The sequence below is a fragment of the Acinetobacter sp. P1332 genome, from assembly GCF_044057475.1.
GTDB classification, from domain to species: Bacteria; Pseudomonadota; Gammaproteobacteria; order Pseudomonadales; family Moraxellaceae; genus Acinetobacter; species Acinetobacter johnsonii.
The window spans coordinates 134247-148312 of the sequence record NZ_CP171158.1 but is presented as its reverse complement, the minus strand read 5'-3'; the positions used below and the strand labels follow the sequence as shown (position 1 = coordinate 148312).

General features: G+C 45.6%; 14 protein-coding genes and 1 pseudogene. 10 read left to right on the top strand and 5 right to left on the bottom strand.

Annotated elements, in window-relative coordinates:
* Window positions 1-51: 51 nt before the first annotated feature.
* Both ACFN7Z_RS18200 and ACFN7Z_RS18195 read right to left on the bottom strand, forming a co-directional pair.
* Window positions 52-447, bottom strand: coding sequence for a hypothetical protein (locus ACFN7Z_RS18200; RefSeq protein WP_002071399.1), 396 nt, complete (start codon window positions 445-447; stop codon window positions 52-54).
* A 112-nt stretch (window positions 448-559) separates the two neighbouring features.
* Window positions 560-1480 carry a copper resistance protein B gene (locus ACFN7Z_RS18195; RefSeq protein WP_130114471.1) on the bottom strand — a complete coding sequence of 307 codons (921 nt, stop codon included), beginning with the start codon at window positions 1478-1480 and terminating at the stop codon, window positions 560-562.
* 72 nt (window positions 1481-1552) lie between these two features.
* Between ACFN7Z_RS18195 and ACFN7Z_RS18190 the strand changes: the two genes are divergently transcribed.
* The 5 genes from ACFN7Z_RS18190 to ACFN7Z_RS18170 all read left to right on the top strand — a co-directional run bounded on the left by ACFN7Z_RS18190 (window position 1553) and on the right by ACFN7Z_RS18170 (window position 6405).
* Window positions 1553-2257 (top strand): IS6-like element IS1006 family transposase, encoded by a 705-nt coding sequence (locus ACFN7Z_RS18190; protein WP_001067784.1) that lies wholly within the window; start codon window positions 1553-1555, stop codon window positions 2255-2257.
* Between the two features lie 133 nt (window positions 2258-2390).
* Complete coding sequence (locus tag ACFN7Z_RS18185) at window positions 2391-3416, top strand: hypothetical protein (RefSeq protein WP_171265528.1); 1026 nt, start codon at window positions 2391-2393, stop codon at window positions 3414-3416.
* Window positions 3413-4912, top strand: coding sequence for an MFS transporter (locus ACFN7Z_RS18180; RefSeq protein ID WP_171265529.1), 1500 nt, complete (start codon window positions 3413-3415; stop codon window positions 4910-4912). The genes ACFN7Z_RS18185 and ACFN7Z_RS18180 overlap by 4 nt, the downstream gene beginning before the upstream one ends.
* 14 nt (window positions 4913-4926) lie before the next feature.
* Window positions 4927-5448 (top strand): TetR/AcrR family transcriptional regulator, encoded by a 522-nt coding sequence (locus ACFN7Z_RS18175; RefSeq protein ID WP_171265530.1) that lies wholly within the window; start codon window positions 4927-4929, stop codon window positions 5446-5448.
* Between the two features lie 45 nt (window positions 5449-5493).
* Window positions 5494-6405 (top strand): cation diffusion facilitator family transporter, encoded by a 912-nt coding sequence (locus tag ACFN7Z_RS18170; RefSeq protein WP_171265531.1) that lies wholly within the window; start codon window positions 5494-5496, stop codon window positions 6403-6405.
* A 16-nt stretch (window positions 6406-6421) separates the two neighbouring features.
* Here the strand turns inward: ACFN7Z_RS18170 and ACFN7Z_RS18165 are convergent, their stop codons facing one another.
* The gene (locus tag ACFN7Z_RS18165; RefSeq protein ID WP_119690708.1) at window positions 6422-6955 is read right to left on the bottom strand and encodes an Lrp/AsnC family transcriptional regulator; all 534 of its coding nucleotides are present in this window, start codon (window positions 6953-6955) and stop codon (window positions 6422-6424) included.
* 76 nt (window positions 6956-7031) lie between these two features.
* On the opposite strand from ACFN7Z_RS18165, the gene ACFN7Z_RS18160 reads away from it, so the two are divergent.
* Window positions 7032-8204: an MFS transporter gene (locus tag ACFN7Z_RS18160; protein ID WP_119690709.1), complete on the top strand. Its 1173-nt coding sequence runs from the start codon at window positions 7032-7034 to the stop codon at window positions 8202-8204.
* 24 nt (window positions 8205-8228) lie between these two features.
* Here the strand turns inward: ACFN7Z_RS18160 and ACFN7Z_RS18155 are convergent.
* Window positions 8229-8387, bottom strand: a pseudogene (locus tag ACFN7Z_RS18155) (JAB domain-containing protein); the annotation flags it as partial.
* Window positions 8388-8441: 54 nt separating this feature from the next.
* Window positions 8442-9146: an IS6-like element IS1008 family transposase gene (locus tag ACFN7Z_RS18150; RefSeq protein WP_001067783.1), complete on the bottom strand. Its 705-nt coding sequence runs from the start codon at window positions 9144-9146 to the stop codon at window positions 8442-8444.
* 67 nt (window positions 9147-9213) lie between these two features.
* Between ACFN7Z_RS18150 and ACFN7Z_RS18145 the strand changes: the two genes are divergently transcribed.
* Genes ACFN7Z_RS18145 through ACFN7Z_RS18130 form a run of 4 tightly spaced genes read left to right on the top strand, consistent with a single transcriptional unit; the run spans window position 9214 to window position 14008 of the window.
* Window positions 9214-10227, top strand: coding sequence for a nucleotidyltransferase (locus ACFN7Z_RS18145; protein WP_005006358.1), 1014 nt, complete (start codon window positions 9214-9216; stop codon window positions 10225-10227).
* Between the two features lie 9 nt (window positions 10228-10236).
* On the top strand, window positions 10237-11895 hold the full coding sequence (locus tag ACFN7Z_RS18140; RefSeq protein ID WP_005006360.1) for a ThiF family adenylyltransferase: 1659 nt from the start codon (window positions 10237-10239) through the stop codon (window positions 11893-11895).
* Entirely contained in the window at window positions 11880-12380 is a 501-nt protein-coding gene (locus tag ACFN7Z_RS18135) for a Mov34/MPN/PAD-1 family protein (RefSeq protein WP_005006362.1), read from the top strand. Before ACFN7Z_RS18140 ends, ACFN7Z_RS18135 begins: the two co-directional genes overlap by 16 nt.
* A gap of 2 nt (window positions 12381-12382) precedes the next feature.
* Window positions 12383-14008: an SAVED domain-containing protein gene (locus ACFN7Z_RS18130; protein ID WP_005006366.1), complete on the top strand. Its 1626-nt coding sequence runs from the start codon at window positions 12383-12385 to the stop codon at window positions 14006-14008.
* Window positions 14009-14066 lie beyond the last annotated feature (58 nt).

Sequence of the window (14066 nt, the reverse complement as noted above, 5' to 3'; positions counted from 1 at the left end):
CACGTGTAGAACATCCATAGAAAACTCTATGAATGACGAAGAATTATCAAATTAGTTAGAGCGTGGGGGCTTCCATAAACCTGAAGGGTATGGAGCAGGAAGATTTTGATCTGGAAAATAAAAGACTGATCGCTCTACGGGTGAGAATACCGTTGAGTGCAAAATGCTTTGAGGATCACTGGCGTACGCAATTTTGGCAAAAGACATAATGCAATCTTGCTCAGACATACAGGAAGGATCATGTAGCGTTTTTTTGACCTTTGCTTCAACTTTCATACAGTCGGTATGCATCATATCCTGGTTTTGAGATGCTTCCATTTGCATGGATTTCATCTGTTCAGATGGCATTAAACACCGCTTATGTACAGACGAAGCAGCAGCAGCCGATCCTACTAAAAGGATAGCAAACGATAAAAACAGCGATAGGCATGTTTTTAACCACTGCATAGAGATAAGACCAAAATTTAAGCTTTTTTAGTTTTACAGATTCGAAATTAAATAGCAATAATTTTATGAATGATAGCCAAAGCTATCATTCATGATACTAAGTCATATCACCTTAAAAAACTAATTCGATACCTGCACCATATTTCCATCCCTTTTCAGACTCTGTTGCCTCTTGCATAGAAGTGGCTTTCTGTCCTTTTTCATATTGGTAAGCAACATCAATGAAAGGTTTAATTCGCTTAGTAATCTCATATCGGGTTTTGATACCAGTTTTAAGTTCTGATAAACCTGATTTTGCAGCATAATCAGAGTCATCGTTGAATATAGCATCCATTTCTAGATAAGGTTGAGTAATCAATTTCTGGGTTAACAAGAAATCACGTTCGATTTCAAAACTTGCTCCCCAAAAGTTATTCTCGCCACCGTATAAATAAGCTTGTGTTTCAAAGAAATAAGGAGCTAATCCTAATACACCAATAACACCATCAACTCGATCACTGTTGCTGCTATTTTTATCTTCGCTATATCTTACACCAGCTTGTATATCCCAAAATGGGGCTACGTTACGGCTATAAAGTGCTGATACAGCATATTTTGGATCATTACTTTCTGACTTTTCCGAATTGGCTTCAATAAATAGACGATTTTCATCTGTTCCAATCAAAGTTTCAAGCTTTGTTCCTAGGTTGCCCTTACCGTCTTCATCAACCATCCATGCATTTTCAAGTCTTGTTACTTGATAAATTTGTCCGCCATGTTCTTTAAGATGATCATCGTGAGATCCGTCTGATCTCTTTCTTGCAGTCAAAATAATATTATCTCCCCCATTTGCATTTTCCATTGAATAATATTCTGGATACAATTCTTGGGGGCTATATCTTAAGCCACCAGACTCCTGTAATAAGACTCTCATACCATTTGTAATATTACTGTCTTGTTCCGAAGTGCTGCTATTAGCAAAAGTTAAGTTTGATATACTTATTAATGCAATTGATAAGACTGTTTTTGAGAAGAAATTCTTAGTGATTTGCATGTGGATTTACGGCACTGTTGCAAATAACCACGAATGGTAAGCTGAAGACTGTTTTAGCTAAAGGTGCAGCATATGAATCCTTTCCATGGTCGGCATTTTCAGGGCGAAATCATTCTTTGGGCTGTGCGCTGGTATTGTAAATATGGCATTAGCTATCGTGAACTGCAGGAAATGCTGGCCGAACGGGGTGTGAATGTTGATCACACGACTATTTACCGTTGGGTTCAACGTTATGCTCCTGAAATAGAAAAACGTTTACGCTGGTATTGGCGTAATCCTACAGATCTGAGCTCGTGGCATATTGATGAAACCTATGTAAAAGTGAATGGACGATGGTCTTATCTGTATCGTGCAGTCGATCAACGTGGCGATACCATTGATTTTTATCTTTCTTCTAGACGTAATACCAAATCAGCATATTGTTTTCTTGGAAAAATTTTAAATAATGTGAAGAAGTGGCAAATTCCACAAGTGATCAACACGGATAAAGCACCCACATATGGACGTGCTTTATCACGGTTAAAACGGGAAGGTAAATGTCCACCAGACCTTGAGCACAGGCAGATTAAGTATAAAAATAACGTGATTGAATGTGATCATGGCAAGCTAAAGCGGATCATCAGGGCCACATTAGGATTCAAATCTATGAAGACGGCTTATGCCACAATTAAAGGTATTGAAGTCATGCGTGCACTACGTAAAGGACAAGCATCGTCATTTTATTATGGTCAGCCTCAGGGTGAAGTGTGTCTAATCAACAGGGTTTTCGGTCTCTAAGTACTTTTTAAAGGGAACATCATCGACTCAAATCTCTATTTGCAACAGTGCCAAGTATTTTGACTATACTGGTTTCCTCATAGATACCATACAATACAGACTGTACAGTTATGAGCTAATCAAGGAGGCCGCCATGCAACAACCCATTCAGGCCGCTATCTTCGGCCTCGGCATAACCGGAAGCAAGACAGCAGCCTTCCTGCTAGATCGAGGCATTCGCATCGTCGCTGCCGTCAACGCAACCAACTTCCTGGGACAAGATGTTGGGATCGCTCTCGGCCGATCTCCCATTGGGGTCGTGGTGACATCCGATGCCGAGGCTGCCCTGTCGCAAACACGTCCAGACATCGCGATTGTGGCCACCCAAAACGGTATTGAGGAAATTCTTCCTATCGTCAAGCGTTGTCTGGAGCACGGTGCAGACGTTATCACCATCGCTGGCGACGCTTATTTCCCTTCGATCGACAGTCATCAAGCAGCCGTGCAGGAATTGCATGCGCTGGCGCTTGCTCGCGGAAAAACAATCCTCGGAACTGGCGTCCAGGATGTCTTTTGGGACAACTTGCCGGTGTTGCTGTCAGGCGCTGCCCAAACCATCACCGGCATTCATGGCAGTACCTGCGCGCTGGCCGACGAGTACGGGGACTGGGTGCTGAAAGCCTTGCAAATTGGGGCATCGCCGGCGGCTGTCGCCAAGAGTGCACTACATCCTTTTTCCAGCGCGCTGATTGGCCCGCTGCACAACATCGCCCGCCAACTCGGCCTATCCGTGACAGACATCCATCAAACGGTAGAGCCTGTCGTGGCGAGACAGGACTTCGAGCCTGTATTGGCTGGACGGACGATACATGCAGGCCAAGTCGTCGGACTCAATGCCATCACCCGGCTGATAACCACCCAGGGCGTTACGCTGTCTGCAGGATTCATCAGCAAGTTGCGTGAAGTGGGTGACAGCGATTTCGTTGAATGGCGCATCGAGGGTACGCCCAACCTGCATGTACGTGTCGAAGATCGGCATGACATCGACACCACCAGCGCCACAGTAGTAAACCGTATCGCTGACGTCATTCAGGCGCCGCCCGGTTTCCTCACAGTCTCCGACCTGGCACCGTCCAGGTTCTCGCCCCACACATCAGCCATCACGGAGAACCGCACATGAGCACGCCCCATCCACATCGCTGGCTGCTGCTGGTGACGGTGGCAGCCGGTCTTCTGCTGGTCACGCTGGACAATTCGGTGCTCTACACCGCGCTGCCCACGCTCACCCACGAACTGCACGCAACGGCCACTCAGGGGCTGTGGATCATCAATGCCTATCCGCTGGTGATGGCTGGCCTTCTGTTGGGTACCGGCACGCTAGGTGATCGCATCGGCCACCGGCGCATGTTCTTGTTCGGGCTGGTGATCTTTGGCGTGGCGTCGCTGGCCGCTGCTTTTTCCCCCACGGCGTCGGCACTGATCGTCGCCCGCGCATTTCTTGCAGTGGGTGCGGCCGCCATGATGCCGGCCACACTGGCGCTAATTCGCGTCACCTTCGACGACGAGCGTGAGCGGAATCTAGCCATTGCGGTCTGGGGCAGCTTGTCGGTTGTCGGTGCCGCGCTTGGCCCTATCGTTGGCGGTCTTTTGCTGTCGCACTTCTGGTGGGGCTCGGTGTTTCTCATCAATGTGCCAGTGGTCGTCCTGGCCTTTATTGGCACGTTGGTCTTCGCGCCAAAAGGTGCCGTCGAACAGGGCAAGCCCTGGGATCTGCTGTCGTCGGTGCTTGCGCTGGTCACGCTGTCTGGACTCATCGTGGCCATAAAGGAAGTCGCGCATGCCGCGCCGTCTTGGCCTCTGGCATTCGCGGCGCTGGCTGTCGCCGTCGTCGGTGGCTGGTTGTTCGCGCGGCGCCAGGCCCGCCTGCCGTATCCCCTGCTGGACTTCGCGATCTTCCGCAACCCAGCCTTTACGGCTGGTGTGCTGGCAGCAGCCTTCGCCATGTTTGCCATCGGCGGCATGCAACTGGTCACAACCCAGCGCTTCCAACTTGTGGCAGGTTTCACCCCGCTGCAGGCGGGTCTACTGGTATCTGCCGTCGCGCTAGGCTCTTTGCCCACCGCGTTGCTGGGTGGTGCCTTCCTGCATAGGCTGGGCCTGCGTGTATTGATTGCGGGCGGGCTGGCTGCGGGCGCGACTGGCGCACTGGCTACCACCGCCGGCCTGCACCTGGGCCTGGGCTGGCTGCTGGCCGGCATGGTGCTCAATGGCGCGGGACTTGGAGCCGTGATGGCCGTCGCCTCCAGCGCCATCATTGGCAATGTGCCGCCCGCCAGGGCCGGCATGGCCTCATCGGTAGAAGAAGTGTCCTACGAGTTCGGCAGCCTGATCGCAGTTGCACTGCTGGGCAGTCTGTTGGGGGCGCTCTATTCAATGGGAATCAGCCTGCCCCCCGGCACACACGACGCTGCGCGAGATGGCATTACCCAGGCGCTGGAGATTGCACGCGCGAGTGAGCCGGTGAATACCGCACTGGTGGATGCAGCATCATCTGCCTTTGATCGCAGCTATCTAATCGTGCTGTGGGTGATTGCTGGCGTTCAGGCCATCGGTGCGCTGCTAACTGCCTGGCTGCTGCGCCATCACGGCCCAGGCACTGCTACTGCAACCCATTGAGCGAGGTAAGCCGCATGCGACCCAGCAACCGCAACAAAATTCTCGATGCCGCCATCCGCGTCGTCCACCGTGAGGGTGTGACCGGAATCACTTTCGAGTCAGTCGCACTTGAGGCTGGACTGACACGTGGCGGAATGCTCTATCATTTTCCGTCCCGCGATGCCTTGCTATTGGGCATCCATGAGCATCTGGCCTGCCAGTGGGAGACTTTGCTTGAAAAAGTAGCCGGCAAACCGGCGCACGAAGCCAGCGCGCAAGAGCGGATCGCTGCCTATGTGCAGGCCTGCACTGACGGTCGTTCCACTCGCGTCGAGCTGCAACTAATGCTCGAAGGCGCGACTCAGCCCGAACTGGCGGCTCCCTGGGCCGGCGTGCTGTCACGCTGGATTCCCGTGACAGAGGATGACGATGCCAACTTGGCAGCCATGTGGGTGGTACGGCTTGCAGCCGACGGGCTATGGGTACACGAACCCTTGCCAGCACGCCAATGGCAACCCGTATGCGCCGACGCATCGGTCGCATGCTGCTGGACATGATCCCAAAAGAAACCACATCGGGCCAGTCGGAAAAGGAGGGCAACGATGACGCAAGGAGATGTTGAACTGAAGGTGCTCCGCTTGCCTATCTATACAGGCGTAGTGGTGTCCTTGCTCGCCCTGATTGCCGCACCGCTGACTGGCTCGCAGGCCATTTTGCTGGACGGTTTCTTCAACCTCGTGTATCTCATTACAGGCATCTTCACCTACCGTGTCGGTACGCTGTTGCGGCGTGGGGCGAGCCGGCGCTTTCCGTTCGGCTACGCACCGCTGGAGCCCCTGGTCAATCTCATCAAGAGCCTGCTGATCGCGGGCGTCTCAATGCTATCGGTCTGGTACGCCACATCCAGCCTGTTTGAGGGAGGCACCGACATCAAATTCGGCGGCGCACTACTGTATGCCTTCGTGTCGGCCGCCATCACCATCGGCATGGCTGCCTATGTCTGGCTGCGCTATCGGCATATGAAAAGCCCGTTGGTGCAAGGCGATCTGGCCGCGCGAGCCATCGACGCATTGACCGCCTTCGGCGCCTTATTGGCCTTCGTGATCGCCTATCTGCTGCAAGCGTACGGCCATACGCAAGCGGCGCGTTACGTTGACCCGATCCTGACGCTGGCACTGGTTGCCATGACAGTCGGCATTCCCTGGTCGCTAGGAAAAGGGGCACTGGCCGAACTGCTGTACATGGCACCACCGCCCAGCGAAACCGATCCGATCGAGAGCAAAGTCCGACAAGCCTTGCAGGCGTTGCCACTCGCCGCGCTGGACATTCGCACCGTGCGCATCGGACGTTCCTGGGAGGTCATGATTCACGCACAACTGCAATCCGATGCTCACATGGATACGCATGCGGCCGACACTTGCCGCAAGTGCCTGGAAGCTGAATTGTTGAGCCAGCACAGTCAGCTTCGGCCGGTACTGGTGTTCTCGTACGACGCACCGGAACCGTTGCACTGATCTTGTTTGGATCACTTTACGTGCTTTGCCCGTCATCCTGTTGCGGCCATTCACGAGTCAAGTCCGGCTGCACGGGGCGTTCCAGATAGGTAGAGAGCACGATATAGGCGCGTGTGCCCACCACGCCCTTGATGCTGTAGAGATGTGACAGCAAGGCCTCCAACCCCTGCGCATCTGCGGTACGAACCTTCAACAGCATGGCCGTGTCACCGGCCACGGAGTGGATCTCTTCGACCTCGGGATGTGCGGACATCGCCAGCAGTTCCGGCGTTTTTCCCCAGCCGTGAGTATCGACGTGGACAAAGGCCAGCAGCGCCTTGCCCACTTCCTTGGGTTCCAGTAAAGCTGCCGTACGCCGAATTACACCCGTTCGGCGCAATCGCTTGACACGTTCGTGCGCGGCTGGCGCAGACAACGCGGCGCGCTGGCCCAGTTCGGCATAGCTGACCGTGGCGTCTTCCACCAACACGCCTAATAGTCTTCGGTCAATCGCGTCCACATATGGCTTCGGAACACCATTCCGCAGAATCTCATCTTTATTTGACGCCATTCTTATTTATCTCGTTTCATTCGATTTTAATGCGAATAATATAAATCAATACAGAATATTATTCATTGGTATTGAAATGCACGACACACACCTTCCGCGCTCCATCTATGTACTGACAGGGTGCATCGGAGTGATCGGCTCGAATTCGCTTGTGCTGGGGCCGATCGCACCGGAAGTAGCGTTATCGCTTGGCACTAGCGTGCCGACGGTCATGCTTGCTACAGCAGCATTCGGATTGGGCGCAGCCATCAGCGCCTTGTTGCTCGCGCGTCACATTGACCGATTTGGTGCGCATCGGGTACTTAAACTGACGATGGCCCTGTTGCCGCTGGCATTGATGGGCAGCGCCTTGGCACCCTTTGTCGCCATTCTGGTTGCTGCTCAGTTCCTGGCCGGTATGGCAACGGGCGTGGCAGTCCCCGCCATTTACGCCAGCGCTGCCGCGACCGCGCCACCCGGACGGGAGAGCAAGACCATCGGTATTGTCCTGACTGGCTGGACTTTGAGCATGGTGGCCGGAGTCTCACTAGCGGCCATCGTGGCCGATGCCATTCACTGGCGCGCCGTGTATGGAACAATCGCAGTGATGGCTGGGCTTGCGTGGGTTGCACTGCGCACCATCCCTTCACGCAGTAAGCCATCAGCCGCCTCAGCACCGCTGCCGCTGGCTGCGCTTGGCCTGGTGGGCATCAAGCCTCTGCTGCTTGCCTGTGCCGGCTCCATGATGGCGTTCTATGGTGTCTATGGCTATCTCGGGGATCATCTGCGACACGGACTGAATCAGCCGATCAGCGTCAATGGACTGGTTGCGCTCGTCTACGGGCTTGGCTTTGGCGGTGCAGCGCTATTCGATGGCCTCGCCAGACGCATAACGCTCGCGAGGCAGTTGACCATCGCACTGCTTTGCGTGGCCTCCACTTATCTGATGCTGGCCTGGCTCGGGCATAGCCTCGTGGCTATCTTGATGCTGCTCGGATTGCTGGGATTAACCAACCACTTTGGCATCAACCTGTTAATCGTGCGCCTGACGGCAATCGACTCAGCCAGGCGTGGAACGATTATGGGGTTGCACAGCGCAGTTACGAACTTGGCCGTGTTCGCAGGTACTGCCGGTTTCGGGCCTCTCTATGCCACGCATGGTTTTGCTGTTACAGCCTATGCTGCCACGGCACTGACACTGGCAGCCGCTCTTGCCAGCACTAGGCAGCGACGCGAACATACATCATCTCCAAAAATGACATCGTCGTGAGCAAAGGGGCCGAAGCCCCAACACTCACAATAGACCTTGTTCGGCAAATGATGTCGTTTCTGTACCGCCGACGATGATGTGATCCAGCACGCGGACATCCACCATTGCCAGCGCCTCCCGAAGTCGCTTCGTCAGCGACTTATCGGCTGCGCTTGGCTCGGGATTTCCGCTCGGGTGGTTATGAGGGCACTGTTGCAAATAGGGATCTGAGTCGATGATGTTCCCTTTAAAAAGTGCTTAGAGACCGAAAACCCTGTTGATTAGACACACTTCACCCTGAGGCTGACCATAATAAAATGACGATGCTTGTCCTTTACGTAGTGCACGCATGACTTCAATACCTTTAATTGTGGCATAAGCAGTCTTCATAGATTTGAATCCTAATGTGGCCCTGATGATTCGCTTTAACTTACCATGATCACATTCAATGACATTATTTTTATACTTAATCTGCCTGTGCTCAATATCTACTGGACATTTTCCTTCTCGCTTTAATCGTGATAAAGCATGGCCATAGGTCGCTGCTTTATCTGTATTGATGACCCGTGGAATTTGCCATTTTTTCACCGTATTGAAGATCTTTCCTAGAAAACTATAGGCTGATTTACTGTTCCGTCTAGCGGAAAGGTAAAAGTCAATCGTATGACCCCGTTGATCAACTGCACGATACAGGTAAGTCCATCGCCCCTTCACTTTGATATAAGTCTCATCCATATGCCATGAATGTAAATCTGTAGGATTACGCCAATACCAGCGTAACCGTTTTTCCATTTCTGGAGCATAACGCTGAACCCAACGATAAATTGTACTGTGATCCACATTTATGCCTCGTTCAGCGAGCATTTCTTGAAGTTCACGATAGCTGATGCCATATTTACAATACCAACGAACAGCCCAAAGAATGATTTCACCTTGAAAGTGCCGACCGTGGAAGGGATTCATCTGCTGTATCTCGAAATAAATAAGATATTTAGCTTATCATGTCAGCCTATTTGCAACAGTGCCCAATATGGCGAATCCACAAAAACACTATGCTAAGTTCCACACAAATATTCGATTAGGTCGTTATGACGAAGAAAGTACATTACGTGAAAAACGTGACCTTTTGATTAGCACCTTAAAAGATGAACTCAAAAAGGATCCAAATGGTCCTCAATTTGTTGAATACTTTAATCAAGGTAGTTATGCCTTGGGCACAGGGATTAAGCCTAAGAATGGAGATTATGATATTGATGTAGGAGTTTTATTAGATTGTGACAAAGAGGAATATGGCTCAGTAGAAATTAAAAAAATTGTTAGAGATGCTTTAACTCATTCAAATAGAACTGTAACGATCAAACGACCTTGCGTAACTGTCACTTATCTCAAAAATGGTAGTCCCGATTATCATGTAGATCTGCCCATCTACGCTGAAGACGACAAAGGCAATATGTATCTAGCTCGAGGTAAGGAATTCTCCTCTGAAGACCTTAAGACTTGGGATATTTCAAATCCTACTGAACTTACCGATACAATTTTGGGAAAATTTGAAGATGATTCAGATTTACGTCATCAGTTTAGACGATGTACTCGCTACTTGAAACAATGGCGAAATGAGAAAGGTCTAGATTTTTTTAAGAGTATTGCTATCACTACAGCTGTATATGAGCATATAACAGCTGAAGATTATGAGAATGATAATAAGGTATTACTTTCTATAGTAAATAATGTATTAGATCAATTCACTACCTTTAGCATTGATCCAGAAAATAACGAGTATTACTTCAGACTCGTAATTAATTTACCTGCACATCAAGGTGTAGACTTACTCGAAAAATTGACCCGAAAACAAATGGAGCACTTAAAATCAAAACTTGAAGATTTAAAATCATCTTTAGAAGCTGTAAATGAGGAAACTGATACAGTAGAAGCTTGCAAAATTTTAAATAAAACTTTTGGAAGACAATTCCCTATCCCTGAAATACAAGAAGTGTCCGAACCAGTAGTACAAACTTATTACACTCAAGAAGGAAAATCTGCTTAGGAAAACTCAATGTTTTTTGATAACCCAAAGTTAGACAATATTGAAAAGCTATTAAGTGAACATGGAGCTCAAAATATCCATGTCACTTCTATTACTAAGGATTGGGTTAATCTAAAATTTGATTTTCTCATTAATACACAACAGGTTTGCCTTGGTCTAATTTTTCAAAATAGAGCTAATTGGACGATACCTCCCATTTTTAGAATATTGACACGACCAATGTCTGCCTTAGATCATGTGAGTCAAAGTGGGGAAATTTGTACTACGGATCATCAAGGTGAAAACTTTGAAGGCTATAGACATAAAGAACTTATTACTGAATTCTTTGAAAGGGCTATAGATATACTCAAGCAATCTTTTATTAATTTTCAATTAAACAACCGAGTAAGCTTGTATAACGAACTAGAAGGATATTTAGGCAGCACTCAAAATATAAATGAGGATGTAATATTACATTGCGACCCTACTTCTACATTTAATTTATATGGTTGGTTAAGAAAATCATCAAAAGGGAATCATCAAATATTAGAGCATATTGATGATGGCGATAGTTCTTACATAAACCACAACCAGCTCACAAAAGTAAAAATTCATAAGATATTATTAGAAGATGCTTCTGTTTTCCCCATACCAGATATAGGAGATTATTTTAATGAGGACTATTTTCTAAAAATTGTTAATACCCTCTCTAATGAGAACAAACGATCTTTGTTAAAACAAGGCAATCATTATGCCCTAGTGGGAATTCCAAATGAACATGGATTTGCTTATGTGATTTTTTATTATGCCATTTGGTATTCTTTCAAAGAAAAAGTATCCTTCAAAGGCTTTAAAGTCTCTTTAACACAAAGAGCGTGGATAGATTATTTATTAAATAGAACGGGGCAAGAGAAAAAAACAAGACATATAGCGATTATCGGATGTGGGGCTTTAGGCTCAAAGATTGCAGAGATATTAGCTCAAACAGGCGTAAATAAATTTTCTTTCATAGATCCAGAGCTTTTAAAAACAGATAATATTTATCGTCATTCTTTAGGTTTGCAGTATGTTAATACCTATAAATCTACTTCTTTAGCTAATAAGTTTTTAATAGAAAGGCCCGGATTAACTATTTTTCCATTCGTAAGCCATGGTGAAAGCTGGATAAAATCAAAAATTACTGAAGATATTGATACTATCATCATAGCAATTGGCCATACTCCTACTGAGATTTCTCTCGTAAAAACTATTTATGAAATAAGTGCAAACATTCAAGTAATAATAGGCTGGTTAGAACCTTATGATTTAGGTGGACATTTTATTTCTTTCAATAATAAACATGTAGGATGTTTAAACTGCTTATATTTTGATGAAAAATCAAATAAAAGTCTTACCCCTATGTATAAATATGTACAATCTGGACAGCTAATTGCTAAAAATATTACAGGGTGTGCTGGTGCATTTACCCCCTTCTCTTCTTTAAATTGCATGAAGCTAGCAAGCTATATTTCTGAATATGTCCTGAATCAACAATTAGGATTTGTTTCTATTTCTGGCGACAATCAGAATGCAAATAAAAATGGAATAATTACTACCCCTTTTTATAATTCAGTAAATAATTCAAATGGAATTAATATATTGAATTTAAAAGAAATTTATAAAGAAGTATGCCCATGTTGCAATACATAACTCAAGGGAGGATTAAATGTGACACACCTACAGGCCAAGTCTTTATTATTCAAGCAAATGTTTTAAAGAGTTTAAAGCAATTTATACAATTAGAATCAGATTCTCCAGAATCGGGTGGCATTCTAATTGGAAGAACAGACATAGAAACTAAAGCTAAAATCATTGAAAGCTTTACCTCTCCTATGGAAGGAGACTGTCAAACACGTATGTCTTTCTTTAGGTCAAAGTCCCACCAATATGCTTTAATACAAGCTTGGAACGAATCTAAAAAATTCTATAATTTTCAAGGCCTATGGCATACACATCCTGAAGATGTACCAACACCCTCTCCAACCGATTTAAGGGATATAGATACTGTTCTAAATGGCATTACCAATCTTAATGACCCAGTTTTATATTTAATAATCGGAAGAGTAAAAACTGGAATCTGGATTGGTAGAAAAAATTTTAAAATCAAACTGTTAGGTTATATTGAGTTAAATTGAAAATGCAACTAGACCCATCCCTAAGTTTACAGACTTCTTTATCAGCAATAGATGATTTATCAAATGCAAATAAATATATAGAAGAAATTTTAAAGCATATTTGTATAGATTCATTAGGTGTATTAGTTGATGAAGAACGTAAAAATATAATTTTTGTCTTATTGAAAAATAAAAGCCCTGAAAGTTTTTTCCGTATAATTCTCAATTATGATGATACTTTAACTTTTGTCCGAAGATTGCTTGCCAAAAAAATTTCCATTTATGCACGCTTTCTTCAAGGTCACATAATTGATGCCCACACTCTACATGATTTTGAAAAGTTAAAAGAAACATGGAATTTAACCTCCTCTCAAGAGAGCGAAGTTAAAGATGTAGATTTTGTTCCTAGAAAGATTCCTAAACAAAAACCAAACCCTGTAAACCAATTAGAATATTTCATAAAAAGAATTTTTGATTTTGAGCATCTTACAGGTAGGGGTAACGATTTATCTGAAAAAGATAAAAACCAGATTTATCTCTCAAGTCATGGCCGATGTATGTTTAAAGGATGTGGTGCAAAATTAAACATAGATGAAATAACTGGATTTGAAGGTACATATGGCGTTTTAGCTCATAATGTTGCAGCATCAGAAAATTCTACTCGCGGTATCCCCTTCTTCTCATATCAACTATCAGATGATCCAACGAATATTTTATTATTATGTGAAAAACATCATAGGTTAATTGATAAAGTTGCTGGCGCAGAATATACAGCTTCAAGACTCTCGCAAATGAGAAGTAATTTCACAGCACAATGCGAAGATTTATTAGATTCTTTAAGCTTTACTCCTATGCCAGTGTATTTATTTTTCTGGCCCGTGAATCGCAATATTCCTCAGTCTCCTTCACGACGTGATATTGCAAGCTGCCTTCTCCCATTAAAATCTATTTTGCATAAAGATAAGACACTAATTCATGAACCATTACCAGCTCATTTAAGAGCTTCAGCTGATGAGTTCTATAAAAAGTATTTTTTAGAAGAATTTGAAGTTCAAACAGAACAATTACTTAGGGAAACTAAATTTGATGATAAGAGAGTAGCTATTTTTGGCTTCGGCCCTATGCCATGCCTAATAGCATTAGGAAGTAAATTAGGAAATAAAGGGAAATTTATACCTATGCTTATGTATAGGGATGGAAGTTGTTGGATGTGGCCTGATCTTATATGTACAACCAAAGCGTATGAAATTAATAATTTCAGTGAAATAGAAGATTGTACTGAAATTACTATTAGATTGAATCTCACTGCTGATCCAGAAACCTCTAAAAATAAGGCTGTTGAATTAGGACATCCGGTAATTAATATTACTGCTAAACCAGAATATATGGGGAATGGAGCAATAAGAAATCCTGAACGAGGACTAAGTTTCATGCAAGATATTCATGCGTTATTTCATAGTCTAACAGATAAAGGAATTACCAAAATTCATGTCTTACCATGTGCATCCAATGCTGCTTGTATATGGTTTGGACAAGCATTTGATCTGCATCATCCTGAAATGGTTATTTATGATTACTTAAATAATTCAATGGTTCCAAGACTTCAAATTCGAAATAATGGAAGCAAGAATGAAATCGCTGTAATTTAAACAGTATATTTGATAGTACTTTCATACCATTAGATTTAAATATGACATTAGTAAATGG

Bases quoted from the DNA above. Each gene is read 5' to 3' on its own strand.
- ACFN7Z_RS18195 (WP_130114471.1), bottom strand. From the start codon at position 1,480: ATGCAAATCACTAAGAATTTCTTCTCAAAAACAGTCTTATCAATTGCA.
- ACFN7Z_RS18140 (WP_005006360.1), top strand. From the start codon at position 10,237: ATGTTTTTTGATAACCCAAAGTTAGACAATATTGAAAAGCTATTAAGT.
- ACFN7Z_RS18160 (WP_119690709.1), top strand. From the start codon at position 7,032: ATGCACGACACACACCTTCCGCGCTCCATCTATGTACTGACAGGGTGC.
- ACFN7Z_RS18170 (WP_171265531.1), top strand. From the start codon at position 5,494: ATGACGCAAGGAGATGTTGAACTGAAGGTGCTCCGCTTGCCTATCTAT.
- ACFN7Z_RS18130 (WP_005006366.1), top strand. From the start codon at position 12,383: ATGCAACTAGACCCATCCCTAAGTTTACAGACTTCTTTATCAGCAATA.
- ACFN7Z_RS18135 (WP_005006362.1), top strand. From the start codon at position 11,880: ATGTTGCAATACATAACTCAAGGGAGGATTAAATGTGACACACCTACA.
- ACFN7Z_RS18145 (WP_005006358.1), top strand. From the start codon at position 9,214: ATGGCGAATCCACAAAAACACTATGCTAAGTTCCACACAAATATTCGA.
- ACFN7Z_RS18165 (WP_119690708.1), bottom strand. From the start codon at position 6,955: ATGGCGTCAAATAAAGATGAGATTCTGCGGAATGGTGTTCCGAAGCCA.
- ACFN7Z_RS18200 (WP_002071399.1), bottom strand. From the start codon at position 447: ATGCAGTGGTTAAAAACATGCCTATCGCTGTTTTTATCGTTTGCTATC.
- ACFN7Z_RS18180 (WP_171265529.1), top strand. From the start codon at position 3,413: ATGAGCACGCCCCATCCACATCGCTGGCTGCTGCTGGTGACGGTGGCA.
- ACFN7Z_RS18190 (WP_001067784.1), top strand. From the start codon at position 1,553: ATGAATCCTTTCCATGGTCGGCATTTTCAGGGCGAAATCATTCTTTGG.
- ACFN7Z_RS18185 (WP_171265528.1), top strand. From the start codon at position 2,391: ATGCAACAACCCATTCAGGCCGCTATCTTCGGCCTCGGCATAACCGGA.
- ACFN7Z_RS18175 (WP_171265530.1), top strand. From the start codon at position 4,927: ATGCGACCCAGCAACCGCAACAAAATTCTCGATGCCGCCATCCGCGTC.
- ACFN7Z_RS18150 (WP_001067783.1), bottom strand. From the start codon at position 9,146: ATGAATCCCTTCCACGGTCGGCACTTTCAAGGTGAAATCATTCTTTGG.